The sequence below is a fragment of the Streptomyces sp. NPDC005794 genome (assembly GCF_042871445.1).
GTDB lineage: Bacteria > Actinomycetota > Actinomycetes > Streptomycetales > Streptomycetaceae > Streptomyces.
In genome coordinates, this window is record NZ_JBIAIN010000027.1 from 36,250 (window position 1) to 62,795 (window position 26,546).

Consider the following 26,546-nt stretch of genomic DNA (forward strand, 5'->3'; position numbering starts at 1 on the left):
CCGGCTACGGCCGTGCCATCGGGATGGATCCGGAGTACGCCTGGGCCTACGGCAGCCGGGCGCGGGTCCATGAGGCCATGGGCCGGTACGAGGAGGCTCTGGCTGATTACGACCGTGCCGTCGGGATCGATCCGCAGTACGAGTGGGCCGTCGGCAGCCGGGCTCAGTTGTTCGAGCGGATGGGCCGGTACGAGGAGGCTCTGGCCGGCTACGGCCGTGCCATCGGGATGGATCCGGAGTACGCCTGGGCCTACGGCAGCCGGGCGCGGGTCCATGAGGCCATGGGCCGGTACGAGGAGGCCCTCGCCGACTACACCCGGGCCATCGAGATCGTGCCCGAGTACGCCTGGGCCGTCGCCGGGCGTGCTCAAGTCCACGCCGCGCTGGGCCGCCACGAGGAGGCCCTGAGCGGTTTCGGCCGTGCCGTCGCGATCGATCCGGAGTACGCCTGGGCCCATGGCAGCCGGGCGCAGGTGTACGAGGCGCTGGGCCGGCACGAGGACGCCCTCGCCGACTACACCCGGGCCATCGACATCCGCCCCGGGTACGCCTGGGCGGCCGGGCGCCGCGCCGAGGTGTACGAGCGGCTCGGCCGTTACGAGGACGCGCTCGCCGATCTGACCAGGGCCATCGGGATCGATCCGGCCTCCGACTGGACCCTGGGCGCCCGCGCCCGGATGCATCTGCGCCTGGCCAGGCATCAGGACGCCCTCGCCGACTGCGTCCGGGCCGTCGAGATCGATCCGGCGGACGGCTGGAACCAGATGCTGTACGCCCTCGTGCTGCGCGCGACCGGCGACGGGGAGGGGGCGCAGGCGCGTTTCGCGCAGGCCCTGCACCTCTTCACCGCTGCCGACGACGCAGAGGTGCAGGGCCTGCTGGTGCTCTCCTGCGCCCTGCTCGACGCCGACGGGGCTGCCGCCCGGTGCGACGAGCTGATCGCGCTCGCGCCCGGGGAGAGCGCGGTCGGGGAGACGATCGAGGACCTCTCGTTCCTCCGTGAGGTCTTTCCGGAGGCGGGGCGAGGCATCGAGTCGGTCGTGCGGCGGCTTCGAAACGCGCCTTAGCCGGCTTCGCCCATGGACGTACGGTGCTCCGCCGCGTCCGTGCGGGCCCGGTCGCGTGAGCGTCTGGCCGCCCCCGACCAGCCGCAGCTGCAGCGCGCCAGACAGAAAGAGCCCCGTTCGACGGTCGCGATGCTGTGCGCCGGAGCAGGGCTGTGGACGGGGGAGTCCGAGGGGTCCTGATACACGCTTCCACGCTACCGGGGCCGTCCCACGGCGGTCAGGGAGTAAGCCGATCTGCTTCCGGAAGGAGCCCCGCGGCGTGACGAGGCGCCCCGGTCGTCGTTAGGCGAGGCGGGCGGGAACTCGGTCAGGTGTGCGTCGTTGAGGGTTGGCAGGCGATGGTGGTGCAGCAGCACAGGTGCGGAGGCGGGGCACTGGCTGTGTGCGCTCTGGCGGTCGCAGGTGTGATGACGGTGGGCAGCGGGTGTTCCGGTACGGACGGCGTCGACGGGGCCGGCCGGCGTGCCGTCGCCCGGGACGGCACGGCCGGCACCCCGGCGGTCGTGGTCCGGAGGGCGGCCGAGGCGCTGGCCGGAGCGGGCAGCGCCGAGACGCGTACGTCGATGGAGACCGCGGCCGGCGGGACCCGGGTGACGATCAGGGGCGAGGGGGCGTACGACTTCCGCAAGCAGCTGGGCCGGATCAGGGTCGTCCTGCCGAAGGACGCCGCCGGGTCCGACGAGCACCGGCCGATCACGGAACTGCTGGCCCCCGGTGCGCTGTACATGAAGAACCGTGGGGCCGGGGTGCCCGACGACAAATGGGTGCGGATCGACACCACGGCCCTGGAGGACGGCAACCTGGTCACCGGTGGTGTGACCGATCCGACAGCCGCCGCGGAGCTGCTGCGCGGCGCGGGCGAGGTGACGTACGTCGGCCGGTCGGAGCTGGCCGGGGTGGCGGTCCGGCACTACCGGGGGATCGCGGACCTCGGGCGGGCGGCGCGGGCGGCCTCGGTGACTTCCCACGGGGCGCTGGCCGCCGCGGCGAAAGGGTTCAGCACGGACGCGGTGCCGTTCGACGCCTATCTCGACGACGAGGGGCTGCTGCGGAAGGTGCGCCACCGCTTCACGTTCGCGACCGAGGGACCGGCGGTCGCGGTCGTGTCGACGATGCTGCTGTACGGCTTCGGGGTGCCGGTCTCGGTGGAGCTGCCCCCCGACGCGGACCTCTACACGGGGCAGGTCGACCAGGGCCGGAGTGGCGCGGAAACGCCGTAAGGAGGGGGCCGAAATGGTCCGTCCGTGCCATGCGCGGTGCGGGTCGCGCTCCCTACGCTGAGGGCTGGCCCGCCAGGTGGTACGGGACAGCCCTTGGAGGTCGGTGTGCCAGGACTCGGCGAAGGCAGAGAGAGGTGACGCAGGTGGTGACGCTCAGCGCTCCGAACGCTCAGGACTGTGTGGCCCTCGCCGAGATCGAACTGTGCGGTGAGCTCATGATCGCGGCAGCCGACGCCATCGAGGACCGGCTCAGCCCCGACCGCATCGACGAGGTGCTCAACGTCAGGTCGGATCCGGCCATGCCGCCGGCGACGATTCCCCGGCAGGGCCGCCACCGGGGATGACCTCCTCCCGCCGCGATCAGGTGCGCAGGAGGCGGGCGATCGCCTTGGTGGCTTCCTCGACCTTCGCGTCGATCTCCTCGCCGCCCTTGAGAGCGGCGTCCGCGACGCAGTGGCGCAAATGCTCCTCCAGCAGCTGGAGCGCGAAGGACTGCAGGGCCTTGGTGGAGGCCGAGACCTGGGTGAGTATGTCGATGCAGTAGACGTCCTCGTCCACCATCCGCTGGAGGCCGCGGACCTGGCCTTCGATGCGGCGCAGGCGCTTGAGGTGCTCTTCCTTCTGGTGGTGGTACCCGTGAATGCCGCGGTCGTGGTCGGTGACGACCGCTTCCGTACCGGCTGTCTCCGTGGACTCGGTGGTGGTCATGGGGTCCTCCCGTTGTCCTCTTGGCCTGCGGTGAACGTGCCGCTCTGCGCTGTCTGTATACCCCTGCCGGGTATATCGTACCGAATCCAGCCGAAACGTGACCGGGGGGCCGTGCTGATCACTGTGCCCGATGCGCGACACTGAAGAACGCCGGTTAGCCGTGGCCGGATGATGCGCCTAGCATCAGCCTGACCGAATCCAAAGCACCCCGAGGACCCCACGTGCGCTTTCGTCTGACCCCCAGGGAGACGAGCTTCTACGACATGTTTTCCGCATCCGCGGACAACATCGTCACGGGCTCGAAGCTCCTCATGGAACTGCTCGGGGCGGATTCTGCCTCCCGAGTCGAGATCGCGGAGCGTATGCGGGCAGCGGAGCACGCGGGGGACGACGCCACCCACGCGATCTTCCACCAGCTGAACTCCTCCTTCATCACGCCGTTCGACCGCGAGGACATCTACAACCTCGCCTCGCAGCTCGACGACATCATGGACTTCATGGAGGAGGCCGTCGACCTGGTCGTGCTGTACCAGATCGACGAGCTCCCGAAGGGTGTCGAGCAGCAGATCGAGGTTCTGGCCAGAGCGGCGGAACTGACCGCCGAGGCCATGCCGGGTCTGCGGACCATGGACAACCTCACGGAGTACTGGATCGAGGTCAACCGCCTGGAGAACCAGGCCGACCAGATCCACCGCAAGCTGCTGGCTCATCTCTTCAACGGCAAGTACGACGCCATGGACGTGCTGAAGCTCAAGCAGATCGTGGACGTACTGGAAGAGGCGGCTGACGCGTTCGAGCACGTCGCCAACACCGTGGAGACCATCGCGGTCAAGGAGTCCTGAACCTCGTGGACACCTTTGCGCTGATCGTGACCATCGGTGTCGCGCTCGGCTTCACGTATACGAACGGCTTCCACGACTCCGCGAACGCCATCGCCACCTCGGTCTCCACCCGGGCGCTGACCCCGCGTGCGGCTCTGGCGATGGCCGCCGTGATGAACCTCGCAGGCGCCTTCCTGGGCCAAGGGGTTGCCAAGACCGTCAGTGAAGGGCTGATCGCCACACCCGAGGGCCAGAAGGGGATGGGCATCCTCTTCGCGGCGCTGGTCGGCGCGATCATCTGGAACCTCGTCACCTGGTACTACGGCCTTCCGTCCTCGTCCTCGCACGCCCTGTTCGGCGGAATGGTCGGTGCCGCACTGGCCGGCGGGACGATGGTGCACTGGGACGGGGTGCTCTCGAAGATCGTCATCCCGATGTTCCTCTCCCCGGTCATCGGCCTGGTCTTCGGCTATCTGGTGATGGTCGGGATCATGTGGATATTCCGGAAGACCAACCCGCACAAGGCCAAGCGCGGATTCCGCATCGCGCAGACGGTATCGGCGGCGGGCATGGCGCTCGGGCACGGTCTGCAGGACGCCCAGAAGACGATGGGCATCGTGGTGATGGCGCTGGTCATCGCCGATGTCGAGGGCCCGAACGACGAGATCCCGGTCTGGGTGAAGATCGCCTGTGCGGCGATGCTGTCCCTGGGTACGTACGCCGGTGGCTGGCGCATCATGCGGACGCTCGGCCGGAAGATCATCGAGCTGGACCCGCCGCAGGGTTTCGCCGCCGAGACGACCGGCGCGTCGATCATGTTCGGCTCGGCGTTCCTCTTCCACGCACCGATCTCCACGACTCATGTGATCACCTCGGCGATCATGGGCGTCGGCGCCACGAAGCGGGTGAACGCGGTCCGCTGGGGCGTGGCCAAGAACATCATCCTGGGCTGGTTCATCACGATGCCGGCCGCGGCACTGGTGGCCGCGCTCAGCTACGGGATCGTCGTACTGCTCTTCGGGTGAGCCGGTCCGGGTGTCCCCGGCGGTCGCTCGTCGCCCTGTCCTCGATCGCCGGACGGGCGTGCGCGTGCTGACCTGGTAATGGGTCCGCCCCTGCTCTCCGGTGGAGAGCGGGGGCGGACCCTTGCCTTGTGGTGGCACCGCCATGCAGCACCCCAAGGCCGTCTCTGTCGGTTATCCGAAGCGGCCCGAGATGTAGTCCTCGGTCGCCTGCACGGACGGGTTGGAGAAGATCCGCTCCGTCTCGTCGATCTCGATCAGCCGGCCGGGCTTGCCCACCGCCGAGAGGTTGAAGAAGGCCGTACGGTCCGAGACGCGTGCCGCCTGCTGCATGTTGTGCGTCACGATGACGATCGTGAAGCGCTCCTTCAGCTCGCCGATCAGGTCCTCGATGGCGAGGGTCGAGATCGGGTCGAGCGCCGAGCACGGCTCGTCCATCAGCAGCACGTCCGGCTCGACCGCGATCGCGCGGGCGATGCACAGGCGCTGCTGCTGACCGCCGGAGAGGCCGGAGCCCGGCTTGTTCAGGCGGTCCTTGACCTCGTTCCAGAGGTTGGCGCCCTTGAGGGACTTCTCGACGACGTCCGAGAGCTCGCTCTTGCGGTACGAGCCGTTCAGCCGCAGGCCCGCCGCGACGTTGTCGAAGATCGACATGGTCGGGAAGGGGTTCGGGCGCTGGAAGACCATGCCGACCGTGCGGCGCACGGTGACGGGGTCGACGCCCGGACCGTACAGGTCCTCCTCGTCCAGCAGCACCTTGCCCTCGACGCGACCACCGGGGGTGACCTCGTGCATGCGGTTCAGGGTGCGCAGGAAGGTGGACTTACCGCAGCCGGACGGGCCGATGAAGGCGGTCACGGAGCCGGGCTCCACCGTCATCGAGATGTCCTCGATGGCCTTGTGGGAGCCGTAGTAGGCGGTGAGGCCGCCGATGTCGATGCGCTTGGCCATGTGGAATCAACTGCTTTCTGCGTGGCCTCAGCGGCCGGTCTTCGGGGCCTTCCAGCGGGCGATGCCGCGGGCCACCAGATTGAGGATCATGACGAAGGCGATCAGCACCAGTGCCGCGGCCCAGGCGCGGTCGAAGGACGCGGCCTCACCGACCTTGTACTGCTCGTAGATGTAGAACGGCAGTGAGGACTGGGCGCCTTCGAAGGGGTTGCTGTTGATCAGCTGGCTGCCGAAGACCAGCAGCATGATCGGCGCTGTCTCACCGGCGATACGGGCGATGGCGAGCATGACGCCCGTCGTGATGCCGCCGATCGCGGTGGGGAGGACCACCTTCAGGATGGTGCGCCACTTCGGGATGCCGAGCGCGAGGGAGGCCTCGCGGAGCTCGTTGGGGACGAGCTTGAGCATCTCCTCGGTGGAGCGGACCACGACGGGGATCATCAGGATGGTGAGGGCGAGCGCGCCCATGAGGCCGGACGGCTCCAGCTCCACCATCAGCATGATCGACAGGATGAACAGACCGGCGACGATGGACGGGATGCCGGTCATGACGTCGACGAAGAAGGTGACGGCCTTGGCGAGCGTGCCCTTGCCGTACTCCACCAGGTAGACCGCGGTCAGCAGGCCCAGCGGGGCGGAGATCACCGTGGCGATCCCGACCTGCTCCAGGGTGCCGATCAGCGCGTGGTAGACGCCGCCGCTGTTCTCGTGGCCGAGGACACCGGCCATCGAGTGGGTGAGGAAGTAGCCGTCGAGGCGCTCGATGCCGCGGCTGATCGTGGTCCACAGCAGTGAGGCGAGCGGGACGACGGCGATGAGGAAGCAGACCCAGACGATGCTGGTGGCGAGGCGGTCCTTGGCCTGGCGCTGGTTCTCGACCTTGGTCGTCGCGACGTACGAGATGGCCAGGAAGAACAGGGCGGAGATCAGGCCCCACTGCACGCGGCTGTGCCATCCCGCCGCGAGGGAGACGCCCACGCCGAGCACGATCGCCAAGGCGGCGAAGCCGAGCGGGGCCCAGCGGGGGAGGCTGCGGCTGCTGAGGCCGGCCTTGGCGGGTTCCGGCGAGATCCGGGGACGGTTGTCCTGGACGTCGGTGGTGGTGACGTTGCTCATGCGTTGGCCCCCGAGTACTCCTTGCGGCGGGCGATGATGAGCCGGGCCGCGCCGTTGACCAGCAGGGTGAGGACGAAGAGGACGAGGCCCGAGGCGATCAGTGCGTCACGCCCGACGAACTCGTCGGCCTCACCGAACTTGGCGGCGATGTTCTGTGCGAAGGTCCCGCCGCCGGGGTTGAGCACGTGCAGCGAGATGAGGAAGCTCGGCGAGAGGACCGTGGCGACGGCCATCGTCTCGCCGAGGGCACGGCCCAGGCCGAGCATCGAGGCCGAGATGACGCCGGAGCGGCCGAACGGCAGGACCGAGAGGCGGATGACCTCCCAGCGGGTGGCGCCGAGGGCGAGCGCCGCTTCCTCGTTCATCTTCGGGACCTGGAGGAAGACCTCGCGGCTCACGCTGGTCACGATCGGCAGGATCATGATCGCGAGCAGGATGCCGACGGTGAAGAGCGACCGGGGGACGCCGATCTCGGTCTGGTCGAAGACGTACGTCCAGCCGAAGAACTGGTCGAGCCAGAGGTTCAGGCCCTGCAGGTACGGGACGAGGACGAGAGCGCCCCAGATGCCGTAGACGATGCTGGGCACCGCGGCGAGCAGGTCGATCACGTAGGCGAGGGGGGCGGCCAGCTTGCGCGGCGCGTAGTGCGAGATGAAGAGGGCGATACCGACAGCGATCGGAACCGCGATGACCATCGCGATGATCGAGCTGACGACGGTGCCGAAGAGCAGGACCGCGATGCCGAAGACCGGCGGGTCACCGGCCGGGTTCCAGTCGGAGGTGGTGAGGAAGTTGCCCTCGTTCTGCGATATCGCGAGGTAGGCGCGGTAGCTGAGGAACACGGCGATCGACGCCATGACCACGAGCAGCAGAATGCCCGAGCCGCGTGAGAGGCCCAGGAAGATCTTGTCGCCTGCGCGCCCGGTGGATTTGGGGCGGCTACGTGTTTCCGGCGGAGCCGGTGGGATGTCGAGCGGTGTGGTGGAAGCCATGGTCTTTCCGGTCTGTGTGGGGGAGCGGCTGGCTCCCCTGGCGGCGGTGCACCGGATGGTCGGGCGGTGGGGGGCCGGTCCGGAGGGGTGCGCCGGACCGGCCCGCCTGCGCGTGCGTGTCGTGCGGGGTGGGTTACTTCAGGCCGGCGACGGTCTCGCGGACCTTGGCGTTGATCGCCTCGGGGATCGGGGCGTAGCCGGCGTCGGTCAGGATCTTCTGGCCGTCCGCGGAGGCGGCGTAGTTCAGGAAGGACTTGACCGTGGGAAGGGTCTCGGCCTTGTTGCCGGTGTCACAGACGACCTCGTACGTCACCAGGACCAGCGGGTAGGCGCCCTCGGCCTTGGTGGTGTAGTCGACGTCGAGCGCCAGGTCCTTGCCGGTGCCCTTGACCTTGGCGGCGGCGATCGCCTTGGAGGCGTTCTCCGAGGTGGCCTCGACCGGGGCGGCGCCACCGGTGTTGATGTCGACGGTGGTGATGTCCTGCGACTTGGCGTACGACAGCTCGAAGTAACCGATGGAGCCGTCGACGGTCTTCACCTGGCTGGCGACACCGGCGGAACCGGACGCGGCCTGGCCACCGGGGGCCGGCCACTTCTTCTCGGCCTCGTACTTCCAGTCGCTCGGGGCCGCGGCGCTCAGGTACTTGCCGAGGTTCTGCGTGGTGCCGGAGTCCTCGGAGCGGTGGAAGGCCAGGATGTTCTTGCTCGGGAGCTTGACGCCCTCGTTGAGCGCGGCGATCGCCGGGTCGTCCCACTTCTTGATCTTGGAGTCGAAGATCTTGGCGAGCGTGGAGGCGTCCAGCGTCAGCTTGTCGACGCCCTCGAGGTGGAAGCCGACCGCGATCGGGCCGCCGACCATCGGGAGGTTGATGCCCTGGCCGGTCTTGCAGATCTTCTTCGAGGCGGTGACCTCTTCGGGCTTCAGGGCCGAGTCCGAGCCGGCGAAGCCGACGGTGCCCTGGTTGAACGCGACGATGCCCTCACCGGAGGAGGAGGAGCTGTAGTTGATCTCCACGCCGGAGCAGGCGGCCATGTAGTTCTTGATCCAGAGGTCCATCGCGTTCTTCTGGGCGCTCGACCCGGACGCGCGCAGCTGGCCCTCGGCGCCTTCGCAGTCGATGTTCGACGCGGCGGCGCTGGTCTTGCCACCGTTCGCATCGGTGCCGGTGTTGTCGTCCGAACCGCACGCCGTGAGGACCAGGGCGCCGGAGACGGCGAGGGCACCGAGCGCGGTGGCACGAAGCCGGTTCTTGCGCTGAAGCTTCACTTTCGGGGTGTTCCTTCCAGGAGCCGCCGCGGCAGGTGGGGCGAGGCGGCGTGCGATGAGGAATGGTGCGGCGGCTTGGTGCCGTGCACCGTGTACGTCCGAAATTAGGCAGAACAGGTGAAGCGGCCTGCGGGGGAGGATGAACGGCAGGTGAACCGTGTCGGGCGGGCTGGTTCCGTGTCGCGGCACGGCGGGGCGAAGGTCCGTCCCCGCGGGCTGGAGGACGGACCTTCGGCTGCCCGGTGCTCAGAGGCGTCGGCCGCTCGCAGGGAGGGCGTCCAGGAAAGCGTCCAGTTGGACGCGGTCGCCGGGGCGGCTCAGGCGGGCCCGGGCGTCCTCCGGGGGGAGCCACGCCAGCCGGTCGACCTCGTCGTTGGGCACGAACGCGCCGTCGGTCGCTTCGGCCGCCCAGTAGCTGACCTCTTTCGGACGCCCCTTCGCCGTGTACCGGGCGGGCGGCAGAGCGGCGCCCGGCACGCAGTGGTGGCCCGTCTCCTCCAGGACCTCGCGCAGGGCGGCGTCCAGGGCCGTCTCGCCGCGCTTCAGCTTGCCCTTCGGGAACGACCAGTCGTCGTAGCGCGGTCTGTGGACGAGACAGACCTCCGGGGCGCCGGTGGCCGACCTGCGCCAGAGCACGCAGCCGGCCGCCAGGACGAGGTCGCTCACGGCGTGGTCACGGCCGCCGCGTACGGCCAGGTCTCCCGGAACACACCGCGCGCGGCCTCCACCTCGTGGCGCTGGTCGGCGTGGAGCACTCCGAGGGCGTACGCCGTCGCCGGGGCGATGCGCGGGGTGCGCGCCGCCGCCGCCGCTGCCGCGGCGGCCTCCGCCGCGTCCCGGTGCAGGTCCAGCGCGTGTCCGGGGCCGGTGAGGGCCGGATCGGGGGCGCCCCGCAGCATCTCGTGCGCGTACCGGTGCAGCCGGAGCAGCAGGCGGGCCTGCTGCCAGAGGGCGTCGTGGGCCTCGTTGTACGGCTCCACCGACTCGTCGGGCGGGAGTGCGGCCACCGCGTCCAGCATCCGCTGCTCGGCGAGCGCGACCGGGTCGTGCAGGACGTTCGTCATTGGCTCGGCCGCCGAGGGCGACAGGGGGACCTCCGAGGCGAGCAGCGCGACGGCGTCGGCGACGGCGTGGAAGCGGGAGGAGCCCAGTGCCTGGAGCGCGGCCGAGTGGGCGCGGGTCCTGGCGAGGGTCAGTCGGCGTTCCAGGAGGGCTGCGGCCCGGGCCGCGCCGACGCCGAGTGCCGCCCGCTCCTTGTCGCTCGCGTCCGGGCCGTCCCCCGGAGCGGGCCGGGCCGCCGGGAGCGAGGTACCGGACAGCTGGTGCAGGGCCTCCAGGAGCCGGCCGAGCCGGGTGGCGTAGGCGTGCTCGCGGGCCAGGGTCCCGGAGAGCCAGGCCAGTTCCGCACGGAGCTGGTCGGCCCAGACCGGGTCGAACGCTCCCCGGAAGGTGTGCAGGGTGCCGCTGATCCGGCGTGCCGCGTGGCGCAGCGCGCGGGCGGCCTCGTCGGCGCTCTGCGTGCCGGCGTCCGCGGGGGCGCTGTGCTCGCGGTGCAGTCGCAGGCCCCGTAGGAAGCAGGCGGCCTGTTCACGCAGGTAGGGCGCGAGGACCGCTTCCGCGGAGAGGGTCGTCGTGTGATGGTCAGGGCGTCGCACGCCGGCGCCTCCGGGCGTCAATGAGCATCTCTTGTACGTGCCGCAGCGGCTGCCCGTCCGCGTCCGTGGAGTGCCGGGTCCAGTTTCCGTCGGGGCCCAGGTGCCAGGAGGTGGTGGTGTCGGACATGCCTGTTTCCAGGAGCCTGCTGAGGGCGGCGCGATGCGCGGGGTCGGTGACGCGGACCAGTGCTTCGATCCGTCGGTCGAGGTTACGGTGCATCATGTCGGCGCTGCCGAACCACACTTCGGGTTCGCCGCCGTTGCCGAAGGCGAAGAGCCGGGAGTGTTCGAGGAAGCGGCCGAGTATCGAGCGGACCCGGATGTTCTCGGAGAGGCCGGTGACGCCGGGGCGGATCGCGCAGATGCCGCGCACCCAGATGTCGACCGGCACACCGGCCTGTCCCGCCCGGTAGCAGGCGTCGATGATCGCTTCGTCGACCATCGAGTTGACCTTGATGCGTACGTAGGCGAGGCGGCCCGCGCGGTGGTGGGTGATCTCCTTGTTGATGCGGGCGATCAGCCCGTCGCGCAGGGATTTCGGGGCGACCAGCAGCCGGCGGTAGGTCTCGCGGCGGGAGTAGCCGGAGAGCCGGTTGAAGAGGTCGGAGAGGTCCGCCCCGACCTGCGGGTCGGCGGTCAGCAGGCCGAGGTCCTCGTAGAGCCGGGCCGTCTTGGGGTGGTAGTTGCCGGTGCCGACGTGGGAGTAGCGGCGCAGGGTGTCGCCCTCCTGCCGGACGACGAGCGACAGCTTGCAGTGGGTCTTCAGGCCGACGAGACCGTAGACGACGTGGCAGCCGGACTCCTCCAGCTTGCGGGCCCACTTGATGTTGGCCTGCTCGTCGAAGCGTGCCTTGATCTCGACGAGGACGAGGACCTGCTTGCCGGATTCGGCGGCGTCGATCAGGGCGTCCACTATCGGCGAGTCGCCCGAGGTCCGGTACAGGGTCTGCTTGATCGCGAGGACGTCCGGATCGCCCGCCGCCTGTTCCAGGAAGGCCTGGACGGAGGTGGAGAAGGAGTCGTACGGGTGGTGCAGCAGTACGTCGCGCTCGCGCAGGGCGGCGAAGATGTCGGGCGCGGAGGCGGACTCGACCTCGGCGAGATCGCGGTGGGTGCCGGCGATGAACTTGGGGTACTTCAGCTCGGGCCGGTCCAGCGACGCGATGCCGAACAGCCCGGTGAGGTCGAGCGGGCCCGGCAGCGGGTACAGCTCGGTCTCGGAGATCTTCAGCTCGCGTACGAGCAGGTCAAGGACGTACGGGTCGATGGACTCCTCGACCTCCAGGCGGACCGGCGGGCCGAAGCGGCGCCGCATGAGCTCCTTCTCCAGGGCCTGGAGCAGGTTCTCGGCGTCGTCCTCCTCGACTTCCAGGTCCTCGTTCCTGGTGACCCGGAACATGTGGTGGGCGAGGACCTCCATGCCGGGGAAGAGCTCTTCGAGGTGGGCCGCGATGATGTCCTCTATCGGGACGTAGCGCTGCGGGGACGCCTCCAGGAAGCGGGTGAGCAGCGGCGGCACCTTGACGCGGGCGAAGTGCCGGTGGCCGCTGACGGGGTTGCGCACGACGACGGCGAGGTTCAGCGACAGCCCGGAGATGTACGGGAACGGGTGCGCGGGGTCGACGGCCAGCGGGGTCAGCACGGGGAAGACCCGCTGCCGGAAGAAGGTGAACAGGCGGGCCTGTTCCTTCTCGGTCAGCTCGGGCCAGCGCACCAGCTGGATGCCCTCGTCGGACAGGGCGGGCGCGATGTCCTGCTGGTAGCAGGCGGCGTGCCGGGCCATGAGCTCGCGGGAGCGGGTCCAGATCAGGTCGAGGACCTCGCGGGGCTGCAGTCCGGACGCGGACCGGGTGGCGACACCGGTCGCGATACGCCGCTTGAGACCGGCGACCCGGACCATGAAGAACTCGTCCAGGTTCGAGGCGAAGATCGCGAGGAAGTTAGCCCGTTCGAGGAGCGGGGTGGCGGGGTCCTCGGCGAGTTCCAGAACGCGTTCGTTGAACGCGAGCCAACTGCGTTCCCGGTCGAGGAAGCGGCCCTGCGGCAGTTCGTCGCCGGCCGCGTCGGGCTCGTACGCGTCCGGGTCGTTGTCCAGGTCGGGGTCGAGATCGGCGGCTGTGGACAGACCTGCGGGCACCGCTCCCGGGATCGCGTGCGGCCGGTGGGCGGCGAGGGAGCCGACCGAAGGCTGGACGGGCTGGACCGGGACCTCGGAGCTGGGCTGCTGGCTCATGGACCTATTCTTCCGCGCATTCGGCTGATGAGGCGCGTCGGATCCCGGAAAGATCGCGGAAGAAGCGGAGGTGGCCCCTGGAGCGGGGCCGCTCCCGTTGCGGGGGGTGGGCACAGCTGGCTGCATCCCGTGAGGGTCGCAAGCTCGTCTGAATGGCTGGTAACGGTGACATGACGTACAGGAACCGGTGTGACTGCGGGGGCGTCCCTGATCCACCGTGGGTGAACCCCCTGCCCGGACTCCCCCCGGGGCCCGGACAGGGATGGTCTCAGGCGGTGCGCCGGCGCAGGACGCGGAAGGCGAGCGTCAGGGCCAGGGCGGCGAGGGCGAGCAGGATGCCGGTCTCGACGAGCTGGATGGGCCAGAAATGGGAGGCGGGGTGGTAGTCGAGGTAGTGGGCGGTGATGTCGTGGTCGGTCATGCAGGACACCACGGTGTTGCACAGGTCGTGCGGCACTCGCACACCGCTGCTGGTGAGGTCACCCGACTCCACCCACCACATGCCCTCCTTCGCGTTCAGGGTCGGGCCGGTGAGCGTGCGTGTGGGCCAAAGCTCGCCGCGCCAGTAGCGGAAGACCATGATGGTCGCGCCGGTGACGAGCGCGGAGACGGACAGCGCGAGGAGGGTGCGGCGGGCCAGCAGTCCGACGAGTGCTCCGACGCAGAGGCCGAAGAGGACGTGTGCGGCCGGCACCGTGCCCGTGGTGGCGAAGACATCCGAGGTGTGCCACTCGGACGCGTACGGGGTGTCCGCATGGGACCGTGCCCAGTGGAGGGCCGCTGCCAGAACGACCGTCCCGGTCAGCAGCAGCACGGTGGGCACGGCGAGCTTCGCGGCCAGCCAACGGGCCGGCGACACGGACTGGGTCCACGACAGCTTGAAAGTGCCGCTCTCCAGCTCCCGGGCGATCAACGGGCCGGCGACGAAGGCGCTGAAGACCGCGGGCAGGGCCGTCAGGACCAGGGCGACGTCAGTGAAGACGCTGCGGTACTTCGACGTGCTGTCCGAGTAGCTGCGGGCCTGCACATCGCAGAGCCGGCCTGCTCCCCCGTCCACAGGGCAGTTGCTCGCCGCGAAGACCTCCGCGACGTGGGAGGCCCGCAGGGCCACGGCGATCAGGCCGGCGACGGCGACCAGGGCGAGCCCGCCCGCGATCCACAGCGTCCACCGGTGCTGGCGTACGACGACGCGGGCGGGCCCGCGCAGTGAGGTGAGGGTGTTCATATCGCGGCCACCTCCTCGCGGGCGTGCGCGCTCGGGGTGAGCAGCGGCGGGGCCTCCGGCGAGCGGAGGTGGGCCAGCAGCAGCTCCTCCAGCGACGGCTCCGTGACGTCCCAGACGGTGCGGTCCACCGGGCCCTCCCTCCGTACGAGTGCGGTGAGCTGACGGCCGGTCGTACGTGACTCGACGACCGTGTGCGGGGCGAGGTCGCGGGCCTGTCCGGTGAGTAGGGAGTGCGCGGCGACGATGTCGTCGCTCTCGCCGCCGAGCCGGACCCGGCCGCCGTCGACCAACAGCAGGTAGTCGCAGGCGCCCTCCAGCTCGGTGAGGATGTGCGAGGACATGACGATGGTGGTGCCGTGGTCGGCGGCCTCGGCCATCAGTGTGCCCATCAGCTGGTGGCGGACGAGGGGATCGAGGTCGGCCATCGGTTCGTCCAGCAGCATCAGTTCGGGCCGTTTGCCCAGGGCGAGCGCGAGGGCGAGGCGGGTGCGCTGGCCCCCCGACAGGGTGCGCACCTTGGCGTCCTGCGGGAGCGGTCCGGCGACCCGGTCGGCGGCCGCACGGTCCCAGGTGGCGGGATTGAGCTGCCCGCCCGCCCACAGGGTGTCGGCCACGGTGAGCTGCGGGTACAGCGGCTTGTCCTGCGAGACGTACGCGATACGGGGCCGCGCCTCGCCGGGGTCGGTGCCGAGCACCCGCACCGACCCCTCGGCGGGCCGGAGCAGCCCGGCCGCGAGGGAGAGCAGGGTGGACTTCCCGGCGCCGTTGGGCCCGACGAGGGCACAGATCCGTCCGGCGGGCAGCTGGAACGAGCAGTCGCGCAGCGCCCACCCGCGCTTTCGTCCGTAGGTCATGCCGAGGCCGTCCGCCTCGATCGCGGCGCCTGTCATCTGTCCGTGTCCCCCTTGAATGTGCTGTCCAGTACGTCGGTGAAGAGCGCGCTCACGTCGTCCTTGTCCAGTCCGGCGGCACGGGCCCTGCGGGTCCACTCGGTGAGCTCGGCGCGCAAGGGTGCGTCGGTGGTGACGGCCGCGCTGCCGAGGGTCCGGCGGACGAAGGTCCCGAGGCCGCGGCGCGCCTCGACGAGGCCTTCGCGTTCCAGTTCGCGGTAGGCCTTGAGGACGGTGTTCGGATTGATCGCCGTGGCCTCGACGACCTCGCGGGCCGTGGGCAGCCGGTCGCCCGGCTCCAGCACACCGAGGCGGAGCGCCTGCTTGGTCTGCTGCACGATCTGGAGGTAGGTGGCGACGCCGCTGCGCCGGTCGATGCGGTACTCGACCGCTGCGGACTCTGCCATGTTCACCACCCTTTCACTAATTGAGTAGTGAAAGGGTGTCGCAAAGAAGGGGCGGCGTCAAGTGACGCCGCCCCTCTCTCGGTTGACCGTGTTCAGGACTCCGTGCGGTACATCAGGTCGACCTCGTGCGTGGCGAAGCCCATCCGCTCGTACACCGACAGGGCCGCCGGGTTGTCGGCGTCCACGTAGAGCATCGCCGTCGGCAGCCCCCGGGAGGCCAGGTGGCGCAGTCCGATCGCGGTGAGCGCCTTGCCGAGGCCGCCGCCCTGGGCGTCGGGCAGGATGCCGACGACGTAGACCTCGCCGAGCTCGTCCTCGGCGTGCACCTTCGTCCAGTGGAAGCCGATGATCCGGCCGTCGCGCTCGGCCAGGAAGAAGCCCTTCGGGTCGAACCAGGGCTCGGCCTTGCGGTCGTCCAGGTCCCGCTGGGTGAGGGAGCCCTGCTCGGGGTGGTGGGCGAACGCGGCGCTGTTGACCGCCAGCCAGGCCGCGTCGTCCTGGCCCGGCACGAAGGTGCGGACGGTGACGCCCGTCGGGAGGGACGGCTCGGCGATGTCGAGGTCGGTCAAGGGGCGGCGCAGCTGGCGCAGTTCGCGGAAGAGGGAGAGACCGAGCACCTGCGCGAGGTGCCGGGCGGCCGACTTGCCGCCGTGCGCCCAGACCCGCAGCCGCTTCCCGGTCGCGGCGAGCAGCGCGGCACCCAGGGCCCGGCCGTGCCCGCGGCCCCGGTGGGCGGGGGCCACGACCAGCTCGGCGGCGGGCGCCTCGACGGGGTCGGTGTCCTCCAGCTGCGCGTATCCGGCGAGCACGCCGTCGACGGTGAGCAGGAGATGCCGGACGCCCTCGCGGTGTCCGCCCCTGAGCTGGAGCCGCCCCTGCTCCGAGACCGCCTGGCGGCCGTCGGTCTCCGCGGCCTCGTCGAGGAGAGCGGACACCGCCTGGGCCTGCTCGGCGGTGAGCGCGTCGAGGGTCTCGATCTCGCGCCCGGGGGAGGGGAGGGGTACGTCAGTCGTCATACCTACGAGCCTACGGCGCGGGGGTGGGGTGCAGGGGTGGATCGGAGTGTGACCAGCAGCTGCGCGGTTCGTGTCAGCCCTCGCGGTGCAGGACTTCATGGGCGATACGGGAGAGGTCGTCCGAGGTGGGCATCAGCTCCCGTACGCCTGAGGGAAGGGCCGCGTACGTACTGACCGCGAGAGGCTGGTTCTGCGACTGGAGGGCGAATTCGACGGTTGTCTCGTCCTGGCTCTCCGCGATGAGGATGCCGAGTGTCCGGTCGTCCCGCTCCGGGTCGCGGAGGAGACGGTCCACCGCGGTGACGTAGAAGCTGAGCTGTCCGAGGTGTGAGGGCTGGGCCTTGGCGGTCTTCAGCTCGACCACCACGAAGCGGTGCAGCCTGAAGTGGTAGAAGAGCAGGTCGATGCGGAACTCGGTGTCGCCCACGGTGAGGGGGTACTGACGGCCCACGAAGGCGAACCCGAAGCCGAGCTCGGTGAGGAACTGGATGATCTTGTTCGTGAGCGCGTCCTCGAGTTCGCGCTCGGCGGCGGTGTCCGACAGCTGGGTGAAGTCGAGGCGGTACGGATCCTTGAAGATCTGCGTCGCGGCCTCGGACTGCTCCGGGATGGTGACGTCGAAGTTGTTGGCGGCCGCGCCGTGGGCCAGGTGCAGCTCGCTGCGGATGTGGGTCGTGAGACGGTCGCGGGACCAGCCGTGGTGGACGGCGTGCTGAGCGTAGAAGTCCAGCTCGAAGCGGGTTTTGCACTTGTCCATGAGGAGTTGTAGGTGGCCCCAGGGCAATTGCGCAGCAGCTTGCTGCGTAAACTGTTCGGTCCACGTTCGAGCCATCTGCTGCATGTACTGCACGTTGCGCGCGCTGAACCCCCGCTGGTTCGGGAACTCGGTCCGCAGCTCCGTGGCGATCCGGCCGACGACCTTCGTCCCCCACTTCTCCTCGCCCTGCCGCTCCAGGATCGTCCGTCCGAGCTCCCAGTACATCCGAAGCATCTCGGTGTTCACCTTGAGCTGCGCGCGCACGTGCGCACCCCGCACGATCGACTTCAGATCGTCGATCATCTCGTGGTATCCCGGGGGCAGTTCCGCTCCGCGCTGAGCGGGTACCACTGTCTCGGTCGTGAGTTCGTTGTCCACGAGGTGCATACTTCCGGCACAAATGCGCGCGGTGACGTTTCTGCTTCGATATGTACGCCCTACGGGTGATCAGCCCCTTTCTGAGTGCGCGGCAACCAGTTCGTAACCCCGGACATCTGTCGCGCTACGCGCGTTGACCCTAGGCTGCGGCACGCAGGATCCAGAGATTCGAAGGGGACCGATGTCAGCGACTCCACACAAGAACCGTGCGTCCCGGCGGGCGCTCGCCGCCGCTGCCGGGCTGGTCACCGCCGGCGCGCTCGTCGCCGCGATGCCAGCCGGTGCCCACGACCGGGGGCACGGTCACGGCCACCCGTCCCGCACCGTCGACGTGCAGCTGCTCTCCTTCAACGACCTGCACGGCAACCTGGAACCGCCGGCCGGTTCCGCCGGGACGGTCAGCGAGACGCAGGCCGACGGCACGGTGAAGTCGGTCCCGGCCGGAGGCGTCGAGTACCTCGCCACCTCGCTGCGCACCGCGCGCAAGGGCAACCCGTACTCCGTCACCGCGGCCGGCGGCGACATGGTGGGCGCGAGCCCGCTGCTGTCGGGCCTCTTCCACGACGAGCCCACCATCGAGGCGCTCAACGGGCTCGACCTCGACGTGACGGCCGTGGGCAACCACGAGTTCGACGAGGGGGCCACGGAGCTCGCCCGTCTGCAGAACGGCGGCTGCCACCCGGTCGAGGGCTGCTACGAGAAGGACAAGAAGTTCAAGGGTGCGGACTTCCCGTACCTCGCGGCCAACGTGACGGACGAGAAGACCGGCAAGCCGGTCCTCAAGCCGTACACGGTCTGGAAGAAGAACGGCGTCAAGATCGGCTTCATCGGGGTGACCCTGGAGGGCACGCCGAACATCGTCACGGCCAACGGCGTGAAGGGCCTGGAGTTCCACGACGAGATCGAGACGGTGAACAAGTACGCCAAGGAGCTGGACCGCCAGGGCGTCAAGTCCGTCGTCGCGCTGATCCACGAGGGCGGGGCCCCGGCGTCCTCCTCGTACAACTACGACTGCGACAGCCCGGGCGCCGGTGACGGGATCTCCGGGCCGATCGTCGACATCGCCAAGGGCATCACGCCGAAGGTCGACGCGCTGGTCACGGGCCACACCCACCAGGCGTACGTGTGCACGGTCCCCGACCCGTCCGGCAAGCCGCGGATGGTCACCTCGGCGTCGTCGTTCGGCAAGGTCTACACCGACACGACCCTCACCTACGACCGCCGCACCAAGGACATCGTGCGTACGTCGGTGGAGTCGGCGAACCACATCGTCAGCCGGGACCAGGCCAAGGCCCCCGACATGACCGCGCTGATCACCCGCTGGAACACGCTCGCCGCCCCGATCGCGGGCCGGCCGCAGGGCTTCATCACCGCCGACATCAACGGCCGGGGCTCCACGGCCCCCGAGAAGCCGCTCGGCAACCTGATCGCCGACGCCCAGCTGGAGGGCCTGGCCGCCGAGGACAAGGGCGGCGCGGTCGTCGCGTTCATGAACCCGGGCGGTATCCGCTCCGACCTCGTGTACGCGGCGTCCGGGAGTGAGGGCGACGGGGTGGTGACGTACGGCGAGGCGTTCACCGTCCAGCCGTTCACCAACATGATGAACGTCGTCGACCTCACCGGTGCGCAGCTCGTGACCGCGCTCCAGCAGCAGGTCAGCGGCTCCAACGAGGCGTCCCCGAAGATCCTCCAGGTCTCGAAGGGCCTCACCTACACGCTGGACATGACGAAGTCGGGTGCCGGCCGGGTGGTCGCGGACACGATCCGTCTGAACGGCGAGGCGATCGACCCGGCGAAGACGTACCGCGTCGCGATGAACGAGTTCCTCGCGGGCGGCGGCGACGGCTTCGCGGCCCTCGGACAGGGCACGGACAAGCTGGTCGGCGCGTCCGACCTGGACCTGTTCAACGCCTACCTGGCGGCGCACTCCACGGCCTCCGCACCGCTGGCCCCGCCGGCCACGGACCGGATCACGGTCGTGCGGTAGCTCCGGTATACGAAGGCCCCGTCCGCCCGGTCGGGGCCCGCAGACCGACGGTCCGCCACACCACGTGGCGGACCGTCGGCTTGTTCAGGCCGGTCGGGGGACGAAGATTGCGGCTACACCGCGAGCGACGAGTACAACGCCGGACGGACCCGTCCGCCTCACCGCCGAAAACATTTGCCATGCCCGGCAAGCTGGGGTCGCTCACGACGCGTTCACGCTACGGCAGTTGACGGGTCACGCGCCTGGCGCCCGGCTGCGGCGTCGGCGCAGGTGGAGGACGGCGGCGACGGCGCAGACGGCCGCGGCCAGGAGACCTGCGGAGAGGTAGACCAGGCTCTCGGTGTCGACGCCGCCGGGCTTGTCGGCGGCCCCGTCGGGTCCGGCAGCCCCGTCGGGTCCGGCGGCCGAAGGGTCCGTGCCTCCCGCGCCTCCCGCTGATCCGGACGGCGCGCCACTCGACCCGGGGTCGGCTCCCGTGGTGCCGGAGGGAGCCGTGGCACCGGAGCCGGCACCGGAGCTGGAGCCGGAGCTGGATCCGGAGCCGGAGCCGGAGCTGGAGCCGGCTCCAGCGCCAGAACCGGACGCGCCCGAGCCCGACGTACCGGAACCGGATGTGCCCGAGCCCTGCGTCCCCGTGCTCCCGGAGGTGCCCGCGCCGGTCGATCCACCCGCCGCCGCGATGTCGAAGGACGCCACCACGTCGTTCCCGCCGCTCAGCGTGCACGGTGCGGTGAACTCGCCTGGGTAGGTCACACCACCGTTCGCGTTCCTCGTGGTGAGGCGCAGGGTCAGCTGACGGACGGTGATCTTCGCGGTGCCCGACTCGCTGAGGACGACCTGTGGCGCGGTGCCGGTCCCCTTGACGTCGGACGAGCCCCACCCGATGGTCGTCCTCGGCACGGTGAACAGCACGTCGCGGTGGATGTCGCCCTCGGGCGCGACCACGACCGCCTTCGCGTTCACCGTCCCCTCGACGCTGCTGATCCCGACGGAATGCAGAGCGGCGGCGAGGCCACCGTTGACCGGAACGGCTGCGGTGAGGGGGAACGCGGGGGTGGGCTTGCCGACCACGGCCGTCGTGGGGATGGCCGAGTCCAGCCGCAGCGTGACGCTCTGCCGACCCGCCGGGCTGGGGAGATTGCAGTCGTACTGCTGGGTGATGACTGCCGGGTCCGCGGCGGCGGTTCCGGCGTCCAAGCCGACCACGGCGGTGCCGGCGATCCCCAGTGCCACCGCCGCTCCCCGTGCCCTTCCAGTGTTCATCTTGGTTCCCCCGTAAGGAAGTTGGTCCCTTTTCGCCAAAATAGGCCCGCAGGTTCACAGCCGTGTCATAGACCCGTTCCGGTTACTCATCCGAACCGAAAGGATCACGGAGAGTGCGGGTCAGGTTGTGGAGGTGGTGCTCAGGTGGTCCTGAAGTTCTGCGTGGCGGAACTGGTAGACGGCACCGGCCTGGCGCAGCACGCCCCGGCGGCAGGCGTCGTCCAGGAACGCGATCAGCCGCCAGGGCAGCCGCCCGTTCAGCGGCAGCCAGATGCGTGCCAGGGCCACCCACTGCCCCCACGCCGTCAGGCTGAGCCCGTACCCGAGCCCGCCGGCGAAAGCCGCTTCGAGCCCGAACACGAGACCGGCCCCGAGCCCGAGCAGGGGCCCCATGACGAACACGTTGACGACTGCGAAGCCCACCCCGAAGACAAGCGCCCACATCAGGACATGGACGAGCACGTTGTTGCGGTTGCTGGTCAGCAGGGCGGCCGGGCTGACGGCGGACTCGATGCGGTCGGGGACCTCCAGCCAGGCCATCAGCCCCAGCACCAGCCCGATAGCGAAACCGAACCCGAGCACGAACAGCAAGGTGCCGATGAGGGTGCCGCTCTCCAGTCCGTCCGCGAGACCGATGCGCGCGACGATGCCCCGGTCCACGAGGACCAGCGCGGCCGCCGCCAGGGCGCCGAGGACCAGCCCGGCCAGGAACCTGGAGTAGGGCTCGACGCCGCGCTGCACCCGGCTCCGGCCGAAGATCTGCACCCGCACCCGCGACGGCAGCCCCGTCCCCCGGTACGCCGACCCGTACAGCGCCCCGAAGCCCAGACCGGCCACGAGGCCGTGCAGGACGGCGACCACGAGGCCGCGCTTCACGGCGCGCCCGGGGCCGTAGTCGGTCACGACCAGGTCCACCGGTATGTTCCCGATCCCGGTCGTCACCCCGAAGGCCAGGGCGGCCAGGAACCCGATCACACAGACCCGCGCGCGGCGGCTCATGGTCGTGCCGAGTCGCCACCATTCGAGGTCACGGCTGCCGAGTGCGGACATATGCACGGCGAGGTGGCGAAGCCAGCGCTGGGCGCGCTCGGCGTCCCACTGCCGGGTCCCGCTGTCGTCTGCCAGGGGCCGGTAGGCGGCGGGGATGAACGCGGCGACCAGATGCGCGCGGATCGCGTCGGCGTCCTGGAACAACCGGGTGCTCAGAAGGTCCTGCGGGCAGCCCTCGCCGGCGTCGTCGTAGACCGTGCGCGCCATGGTGACCATCAGCGGTGTGCTGAGCGCTTCCGCGACATTCTGCGCGCCCTGGCTGCGCGGCTCCTTGCGCAGTTCGTCCAGGACGGGGACCCAGGGCGACGTACGACCGTCCCCGTCCGGTGAGCCCATGCCGGACAGATAGTCGCCGAGGTCGTGCATCGTGAGCCTCTCCAACTCGACCACCGCGGCGCCGCTAAGCACCTTGCGTCGCTTTCCCGGTTTTCCCTCTACCGCCTCTCTGTACTCCTGGGTGCGGCTGGTGAGCAACAGGGGCATGTCGCCGAGGCTGCTGAGCGCGTCGAGGGCCTTCAGCTGGAGGCCGGGCGCGAGTTCGTCGAAGCCGTCGAGGACGGGCAGCACCCGGTCCTCCTCGATCAGGGCCCTGGCCAGGGTCCTGCCGTCCTGCGCCGCCGCCCCGATGCCGTAGTCGCGCACGAGAGTCCGGGACATCCAGGTGCGCAGGGACAGCGCGGCCGGGTCCCAGGAGCCCAGGCCGAAGATCACCGGCACCCGGTCGCCGCGAGCCGGGTTCTTCAGCAGACCGAGGGCGAAACGGGTGGTCAGGATCGTCTTGCCGGACCCGGCGGCGCCCAGCACTACCAGCCGGCCGGAGGGGATGGACCGGTAGACCTTCACGATCTGGTCGAGTTCGTCCGCGAGCGGCAACGGTCCGGGGTCCGCGGCGATCGGGACTCCACGGATGCGCGCCCAGTAGTCGAAGGGGACCTCCTCCGCGTGCCGGAACCGCACCTGCAGAGGGGCGGGATCGTGCACCCGGCGCCGCTCCTCCTCGGCCTTCCACTGACTGCGTACCAGCGAGGCGAGCCACCCGGCCGTCTTCCCCAGCTCCCCCGGCCCGTCGGTCTGAGGCTTGGGCCCGGACACCTCGTCGAGCCCGTCGATCCGATCCGGCAGTGCCAACATCCGTGCCAGCGCACGGAGTTGCGAATGCGTCAGATCCGCGTACCACCGTTCCACCCGACTCGCCGTGAGCCTGCCGATACCCTCGCGGCCGTGATGTGCGGTGACGACGCCGATGACGCGCCCTTCGCTCCACACGAGCGCCCCCGACATCCCCTCCCAGGGAGACCGCCCGGGCTCGTCACGGGGATCCGGCGGGGTCTGGACGGTGAACTCGAGGGTGCCCTCGCGCACGTTCGCCGTCGCCCGGCCGCGCGCGTAGTGGGAGTCCCGGTACGTCGTGGCGGCGCGCCCGTCGCGGGAAGCTCTCTCCGAGCGCAGCTTGAACCAGGGGAAGCCCAGCGCTCCGCAGTCCACCTCCGCCAACTGCGCGATACGGCCGAACCGCACCGGCGGTACATCGGCGGCAAGTTGACCGTCGAGCTGACCACCGGGATGCGCGTCCACCGCGATCCTGAGCAGCGCGACGTCCGTGTCGTCGTCCGCCCAGACGCATTCCCCCGGCACCTCCCACGGGGCGCCTTCGCCGGTGAAGAAGCGAGCGAGGACCGACGCCGCGCCGTCCAGCGCGTGCGCGGCCGTGAGCACCGTGTCCCGGGACACCCGGTAACCCGACGCCAGACGTACCCCGTCGGCGTCGCCGACCGTGACCACGACCTGGACCACACGCCGCAGATCGAGCCCGTCCCGCTGCGGCTCCGGCTCCCCGGCCACCGCGGGGCTCACCGCTCGTTCGGCTCAGCGTTCCCGGAGACGGCGACCGGTCTGTGCGACCCCGCCAGCGTCGGCTTCAGCGTCAGCGAGATGCGCTGGGTGGACGTCTTCCCGAGCCTCGCGTCCGCACCGGAGTCCACGACCAGGAAACGGACCTTCGCCTGGGCCTGTGCATTCCGCTCCAGAGCGACCGACAGCTCCAGCTCGATCGGCCCCAACTCAAAGCGCAGCGCCTCCCCTTCCGCCGCGCTGACCGCGCGGTCCAGCTCCTCCCGCAGATCCCTGATGACACTCGCTAATTCGATCACGGTGCGCTCCCTCTCCCGGACTCCCCGTGCGCACGGGGGATGCGATCCTGATACGTCTCCGGCCCGAAAGCAACCCGGTCACTTCCGTAACCGGGCCACCACCCAGACCATCCGCACCCGCCACATCTACGGCCAGTTCGACCTCACCGCACCCACTTCCCGTGACGCCATCCGCGACGATTTCATCCAACAGACCGCCGACGAGCTGATGATCCCCGTCGCCCAGATCGAGTTCGTCAGGTTCGATCTCAAGCACGCCGAGACCGCCCCGACCACCTGACCCGACAGCGCACCACGGAAAGCGCATCCTGCACCACGTGCACAGACCGCCCCGGCGGACCAGGCGGTTGGTCCAGAAGGCGGGCGATGTGCGCACGATCCCGCGCAGCCGGACCGAGAGCTACCGGCGCGAGCCGCGTGACCCGCACGGACTGCTGGACCGGCTGGATGCGGGCGGTGCCCCGCAGTTCGCGGCGGAATTCCGGCGGCGCCTCCGAGATCCGGGCTGCCGGTGACCGTCGCGCGGCAGACCCTGTTCCGCTATTGATGTGTGCCCGACATAATTTCAGGTCTCCCCCCCACACCGACGGAGGCCTCTTCCGCATGAGCCCGAACACCGCCAGTCGCCGGACCTTCCTCACCGGCGCACTCGCCGCCACCGCCGGAGTCCTCATCGGCGCGGCGCCCGCCGTCGCCTCCGCCCGCAAGGCCCTCGGCACCCAGGACTGGATGGCCGGCATCGCCGACGCCACCCCGCTGCAGCGCCTCACGATCCCGGGAACGCACGACTCCGGGGCCCGCTTCGGCGGCCCCTGGACGGAGTGTCAGAACACCACGATCGCCGAGCAGCTCGACAGCGGCATCCGCTTCCTCGACATACGCTGCCGGATCAGCGGTGACGCGTACGCGATCCATCACGGGGCCTCTTACCAGAACCTCAACTTCGACGATGTCCTGGGCGCCTGCCGGGACTTCCTGGCCCGGCGGCCGTCGGAGACGGTACTGATGCGGGTCAAGCAGGAGTACTCGGAGGAGAGTGACGCCGCGTTCCGGCGGATCTTCGACATCTACCTCGACGGCAAGGGCTGGCGCTCACTCCTCCACCTCGACCCCACGCTCCCGGACCTCGGCGGTGCGCGCGGCAAGGTCGTGCTGCTCGCCGACAACGGCGGGCTCCCGGGCGTCCGGTACGCCGATTCCGCGCTCTTCGACATCCAGGACGACTACATGGCGGAGCCGTTCGCCAAGTACCCCCAGGTCGAGGCGCAGTTCCGTAAGGCGGCGCAGCAGCCAGGCAAGCTGTTCATGAACTACGTGAGCACCGCCGCCCTGCTGCCCCCGCGCTGGAACTCCGACCGCCTCAACCCGCAGGTGCACGCGTTCCTCGACGGGGCCGAGGCATCGGGCTGGACCGGCCTCGGGATCGTCCCGCTGGACTATCCGGCGACCCGGTCGGGCCTGGTGGAGTCGCTGATCCGCCACAACCCGACCGGCTGAGGCGCAGGCGCGGAAGCGGCCGCCGCGGTGTGGTCAGCTCGCGGACGGCGGGCCGTAGAGCTGCGCAGGGTCGCCCGAGAGGGCGGCCTTGACGAAGCGACTGGGGTCGTCGACCAGCACCTCGATGGCCCCTGCCCGCAGGCCGTCGAGGCTGGCTCGTGCGACGTCCGCCGGGTCGATCTTGGGTGCGTCACGTCCCGCCATCATGTCGGTGTCCGCAGCACCCAGATGTACGCCCTGGACGAGGGTCTTCTGACCCGCGAGCTCAACGCGCACCCCGTTGGTCATGTTCCACTCCGCGGCCTTGGCCACGGAGTACGATCCCGACCCTCCGTGGGTGGCCACCCACGACAGCACGGAGAGGACGTTCACGATCGCCCCGCCGTTGTTGGAGGCCAGGACCGGCGCGAAGGCACGGATGACTCCCAGGGTGCCGAAGAGGTGTGTTTCCAGATCCCGCCGGATCATGGCCAGGTCGGCGGTCAGGAGATCGGCGCCGGTCGAGATACCGGCGTTGTTGACCAGCAGGGTGACGTCCTGCGCCACCGCGGCCGCCGCCGAGACCGACTTCTCGTCCAGCAGGTCCAGGTGCAGGGGCGTGACCCGCGCGTCGGTGAAGCCGATCGACTCCGGGCGGCGGGCTGTCGCGTAGACCTTCTCGGCTCCCTGGTCCAGCAACTGCTCGACGAAGCGCCGGCCGATGCCTCGGTTGGCTCCGGTCACAAGTGCGATGGCGCCGGTGATATCCATGATCATTCCTTTCGGTGGGCGGGCGTACGGTTCGCTCCCGCCCTGGGGCGCCTACGCTAAAACCTGACGTCAACGTGAAGGGCAAGTCGTGCCTGGCAACGGAAGGGGCGACGGAAGGGGCGAA

27 protein-coding genes are annotated in these 26,546 nt (G+C 70.0%); 9 read left to right on the forward strand and 18 right to left on the reverse strand.

The window, feature by feature from the left end; all coding sequences use genetic code 11:
- Window positions 1-1,067, forward strand: a 1,067-nt coding sequence (locus tag ACFYQ5_RS32185; protein WP_389202707.1) for a tetratricopeptide repeat protein, incomplete at its 5' end; no start/stop codon positions are given.
- On the opposite strand, the gene ACFYQ5_RS32190 is transcribed toward ACFYQ5_RS32185, so the two are convergent.
- Window positions 1,064-1,252 (reverse strand): hypothetical protein, encoded by a 189-nt coding sequence (locus ACFYQ5_RS32190; RefSeq protein WP_389202709.1) that lies wholly within the window; start codon window positions 1,250-1,252, stop codon window positions 1,064-1,066. The genes ACFYQ5_RS32185 and ACFYQ5_RS32190 overlap by 4 nt on opposite strands.
- Before the next feature lie 153 nt (window positions 1,253-1,405).
- Here ACFYQ5_RS32190 and ACFYQ5_RS32195 point away from each other — a divergent pair, with 153 nt between their 5' ends.
- Both ACFYQ5_RS32195 and ACFYQ5_RS32200 read left to right on the forward strand, forming a co-directional pair.
- Window positions 1,406-2,287, forward strand: coding sequence for a hypothetical protein (locus ACFYQ5_RS32195; RefSeq protein WP_389202711.1), 882 nt, complete (start codon window positions 1,406-1,408; stop codon window positions 2,285-2,287).
- 134 nt (window positions 2,288-2,421) lie between these two features.
- Window positions 2,422-2,631: a hypothetical protein gene (locus tag ACFYQ5_RS32200; protein ID WP_389202714.1), complete on the forward strand. Its 210-nt coding sequence runs from the start codon at window positions 2,422-2,424 to the stop codon at window positions 2,629-2,631.
- 16 nt (window positions 2,632-2,647) lie between these two features.
- Here ACFYQ5_RS32200 and ACFYQ5_RS32205 read toward each other — a convergent pair whose 3' ends face one another.
- Window positions 2,648-2,995 (reverse strand): metal-sensitive transcriptional regulator, encoded by a 348-nt coding sequence (locus ACFYQ5_RS32205; protein ID WP_389202715.1) that lies wholly within the window; start codon window positions 2,993-2,995, stop codon window positions 2,648-2,650.
- Window positions 2,996-3,216: 221 nt separating this feature from the next.
- Between ACFYQ5_RS32205 and ACFYQ5_RS32210 the strand changes: the two genes are divergently transcribed.
- Entirely contained in the window at window positions 3,217-3,837 is a 621-nt protein-coding gene (locus ACFYQ5_RS32210; protein WP_389202716.1) for a DUF47 domain-containing protein, read from the forward strand.
- Between the two features lie 5 nt (window positions 3,838-3,842).
- Window positions 3,843-4,841, forward strand: a complete 999-nt coding sequence (locus tag ACFYQ5_RS32215) for an anion permease (protein ID WP_389202718.1) — start codon at window positions 3,843-3,845, stop codon at window positions 4,839-4,841.
- A 171-nt stretch (window positions 4,842-5,012) separates the two neighbouring features.
- Here ACFYQ5_RS32215 and pstB read toward each other — a convergent pair whose 3' ends face one another.
- The 12 genes from pstB to ACFYQ5_RS32275 form a co-directional block, all read right to left on the reverse strand.
- On the reverse strand, window positions 5,013-5,789 hold the full coding sequence (gene pstB / locus ACFYQ5_RS32220) for a phosphate ABC transporter ATP-binding protein PstB (protein ID WP_389202720.1): 777 nt from the start codon (window positions 5,787-5,789) through the stop codon (window positions 5,013-5,015).
- Window positions 5,790-5,816: 27 nt separating this feature from the next.
- Window positions 5,817-6,905, reverse strand: coding sequence for a phosphate ABC transporter permease PstA (gene pstA / locus ACFYQ5_RS32225; RefSeq protein ID WP_389202722.1), 1,089 nt, complete (start codon window positions 6,903-6,905; stop codon window positions 5,817-5,819).
- Window positions 6,902-7,897: a phosphate ABC transporter permease subunit PstC gene (pstC, locus tag ACFYQ5_RS32230; protein ID WP_389202724.1), complete on the reverse strand. Its 996-nt coding sequence runs from the start codon at window positions 7,895-7,897 to the stop codon at window positions 6,902-6,904. Before pstC ends, pstA begins: the two co-directional genes overlap by 4 nt.
- A 133-nt stretch (window positions 7,898-8,030) precedes the next feature.
- Window positions 8,031-9,164, reverse strand: a complete 1,134-nt coding sequence (gene pstS, locus ACFYQ5_RS32235) for a phosphate ABC transporter substrate-binding protein PstS (RefSeq protein ID WP_389202726.1) — start codon at window positions 9,162-9,164, stop codon at window positions 8,031-8,033.
- A gap of 246 nt (window positions 9,165-9,410) precedes the next feature.
- Window positions 9,411-9,830, reverse strand: a complete 420-nt coding sequence (locus ACFYQ5_RS32240; RefSeq protein WP_389202728.1) for an NUDIX hydrolase — start codon at window positions 9,828-9,830, stop codon at window positions 9,411-9,413.
- The gene (locus ACFYQ5_RS32245) at window positions 9,827-10,819 is read right to left on the reverse strand and encodes a CHAD domain-containing protein (RefSeq protein WP_389202730.1); all 993 of its coding nucleotides are present in this window, start codon (window positions 10,817-10,819) and stop codon (window positions 9,827-9,829) included. Before ACFYQ5_RS32245 ends, ACFYQ5_RS32240 begins: the two co-directional genes overlap by 4 nt.
- Window positions 10,806-13,052, reverse strand: coding sequence for an RNA degradosome polyphosphate kinase (locus tag ACFYQ5_RS32250; protein WP_389202732.1), 2,247 nt, complete (start codon window positions 13,050-13,052; stop codon window positions 10,806-10,808). Before ACFYQ5_RS32250 ends, ACFYQ5_RS32245 begins: the two co-directional genes overlap by 14 nt.
- A gap of 268 nt (window positions 13,053-13,320) precedes the next feature.
- The gene (locus ACFYQ5_RS32255; protein WP_389202733.1) at window positions 13,321-14,277 is read right to left on the reverse strand and encodes a hypothetical protein; all 957 of its coding nucleotides are present in this window, start codon (window positions 14,275-14,277) and stop codon (window positions 13,321-13,323) included.
- Window positions 14,274-15,167, reverse strand: a complete 894-nt coding sequence (locus tag ACFYQ5_RS32260; RefSeq protein ID WP_389202735.1) for an ABC transporter ATP-binding protein — start codon at window positions 15,165-15,167, stop codon at window positions 14,274-14,276. Before ACFYQ5_RS32260 ends, ACFYQ5_RS32255 begins: the two co-directional genes overlap by 4 nt.
- Complete coding sequence (locus tag ACFYQ5_RS32265) at window positions 15,164-15,574, reverse strand: GntR family transcriptional regulator (protein WP_389202736.1); 411 nt, start codon at window positions 15,572-15,574, stop codon at window positions 15,164-15,166. The genes ACFYQ5_RS32260 and ACFYQ5_RS32265 overlap by 4 nt, the downstream gene beginning before the upstream one ends.
- Before the next feature lie 92 nt (window positions 15,575-15,666).
- Window positions 15,667-16,590: a mycothiol synthase gene (gene mshD, locus ACFYQ5_RS32270; RefSeq protein WP_389202738.1), complete on the reverse strand. Its 924-nt coding sequence runs from the start codon at window positions 16,588-16,590 to the stop codon at window positions 15,667-15,669.
- Window positions 16,591-16,663: 73 nt separating this feature from the next.
- The gene (locus ACFYQ5_RS32275; protein ID WP_389202739.1) at window positions 16,664-17,734 is read right to left on the reverse strand and encodes a YhcG family protein; all 1,071 of its coding nucleotides are present in this window, start codon (window positions 17,732-17,734) and stop codon (window positions 16,664-16,666) included.
- Window positions 17,735-17,906: 172 nt separating this feature from the next.
- On the opposite strand from ACFYQ5_RS32275, the gene ACFYQ5_RS32280 reads away from it, so the two are divergent.
- Window positions 17,907-19,712: a bifunctional metallophosphatase/5'-nucleotidase gene (locus tag ACFYQ5_RS32280; protein WP_389202740.1), complete on the forward strand. Its 1,806-nt coding sequence runs from the start codon at window positions 17,907-17,909 to the stop codon at window positions 19,710-19,712.
- A 234-nt stretch (window positions 19,713-19,946) separates the two neighbouring features.
- On the opposite strand, the gene ACFYQ5_RS32285 is transcribed toward ACFYQ5_RS32280, so the two are convergent.
- The 3 genes from ACFYQ5_RS32285 to ACFYQ5_RS32295 form a co-directional block, all read right to left on the reverse strand.
- On the reverse strand, window positions 19,947-20,975 hold the full coding sequence (locus tag ACFYQ5_RS32285; protein WP_389202741.1) for a DUF6801 domain-containing protein: 1,029 nt from the start codon (window positions 20,973-20,975) through the stop codon (window positions 19,947-19,949).
- A 120-nt stretch (window positions 20,976-21,095) separates the two neighbouring features.
- Window positions 21,096-23,879, reverse strand: a complete 2,784-nt coding sequence (locus tag ACFYQ5_RS32290; protein ID WP_389202743.1) for a trypsin-like peptidase domain-containing protein — start codon at window positions 23,877-23,879, stop codon at window positions 21,096-21,098.
- A complete protein-coding gene (locus tag ACFYQ5_RS32295; RefSeq protein ID WP_389202745.1) occupies window positions 23,876-24,175 on the reverse strand; it encodes a trypco2 family protein in 300 nt (99 codons plus the stop codon). Before ACFYQ5_RS32295 ends, ACFYQ5_RS32290 begins: the two co-directional genes overlap by 4 nt.
- Here ACFYQ5_RS32295 and ACFYQ5_RS32300 point away from each other — a divergent pair.
- From ACFYQ5_RS32300 to ACFYQ5_RS32310, 3 genes are all read left to right on the forward strand, one after another.
- Window positions 24,153-24,455: a hypothetical protein gene (locus ACFYQ5_RS32300; RefSeq protein ID WP_389202747.1), complete on the forward strand. Its 303-nt coding sequence runs from the start codon at window positions 24,153-24,155 to the stop codon at window positions 24,453-24,455. The two genes, ACFYQ5_RS32295 and ACFYQ5_RS32300, sit on opposite strands and share 23 nt — an antisense overlap.
- A 37-nt stretch (window positions 24,456-24,492) precedes the next feature.
- Window positions 24,493-24,690: a hypothetical protein gene (locus tag ACFYQ5_RS32305; RefSeq protein WP_389202748.1), complete on the forward strand. Its 198-nt coding sequence runs from the start codon at window positions 24,493-24,495 to the stop codon at window positions 24,688-24,690.
- Window positions 24,691-24,778: 88 nt separating this feature from the next.
- The gene (locus ACFYQ5_RS32310) at window positions 24,779-25,672 is read left to right on the forward strand and encodes a phosphatidylinositol-specific phospholipase C (protein WP_389202750.1); all 894 of its coding nucleotides are present in this window, start codon (window positions 24,779-24,781) and stop codon (window positions 25,670-25,672) included.
- Between the two features lie 33 nt (window positions 25,673-25,705).
- Here the strand turns inward: ACFYQ5_RS32310 and ACFYQ5_RS32315 are convergent, their stop codons facing one another.
- Window positions 25,706-26,422 (reverse strand): SDR family oxidoreductase, encoded by a 717-nt coding sequence (locus ACFYQ5_RS32315; RefSeq protein WP_389202752.1) that lies wholly within the window; start codon window positions 26,420-26,422, stop codon window positions 25,706-25,708.
- Window positions 26,423-26,546: the final 124 nt, after the last annotated feature.